Below are 504 nucleotides of genomic sequence, written 5' to 3'. Positions count from 1 at the left end.
AGTGGGGCTCAGAGAGCCGTGATGAGACTGTATTTTAGAATGGTCTGTTTTTACGGAATCAGGGTGGTAACGCGAGCACAGTCTCGTCCCTTTACAGGGATGGGGCTTTTTTTGTTGCTTTTTTTAGGAAATGCTAGGGAAATCAATGATGAGTAGAGAGGAAGTATGAAGTATGAACAGAGTGGATGTTAAAGAAAAAGCACGGTCCCGTGACCTGCGCATCCTGAGCAAATGGAAAGAAGAGGACACATTCCGTAAATCCATCACAAATCGTGAAGGAAATCCAAATTTTGTATTTTATGAGGGCCCACCAACAGCTAACGGTAAACCGCATATCGGTCACGTGCTGGGCCGTGTAATTAAGGATTTTGTAGGCCGCTATCAGACAATGAAGGGATACCGCGTCGTACGTAAGGCAGGCTGGGACACGCATGGCTTGCCGGTAGAATTGGGTGTACAAAAGCAACTGGGAATCTCCCACAAACCTGAAATTGAAGAATATGG

1 protein-coding gene is annotated in these 504 nt (G+C 46.0%); it reads left to right on the top strand.

Annotation, left to right across the window (positions count from 1 at the left end):
• Positions 1–172 precede the first annotated feature (172 nt).
• A partial coding sequence (locus GRP75_RS29065; protein WP_160791118.1) for a class I tRNA ligase family protein occupies positions 173–504 on the top strand: 332 nt, incomplete at its 3' end.

The organism is Paenibacillus sp. OT2-17 (assembly GCF_009827695.1).
In the GTDB taxonomy this organism is placed as follows: domain Bacteria; phylum Bacillota; class Bacilli; order Paenibacillales; family Paenibacillaceae; genus Paenibacillus; species Paenibacillus polymyxa_B.
Note: the sequence above shows the minus strand (reverse complement) of the source record. Positions and strands in the feature narration are given on the sequence as shown.